General features: G+C 66.5%; 1 pseudogene. It reads right to left on the reverse strand.

The window, feature by feature from the left end:
• Positions 1–236, reverse strand: a pseudogene (locus tag B4920_RS28000) (protein UmuC); the annotation flags it as partial.

The raw sequence follows: 236 nt of genomic DNA on the forward strand, positions 1-236 counted from the left end.
ATCCGCTCGACTACCACGCCGTGTTGCGCCAGCAACCCCTTAGCATCGCTGGCCACCAGATCGGCCACCGTGGAGATGCCCTGCGCCACCAGCTTGGCCTCCAGGCGCCGCCCAATGCCCCATCCCTCCTCGACAGGAGTAATGGCCATCAGCCGGGCACGGCGCAGCTCATCGCGCAGATCAACGACCCCACCGGTCGCGGGCCACTTCTTGGCGGCATAGTTTGCGAGCTTGGC

The organism is Zoogloea sp. LCSB751 (assembly GCF_002028455.1).
GTDB lineage: Bacteria > Pseudomonadota > Gammaproteobacteria > Burkholderiales > Rhodocyclaceae > Zoogloea.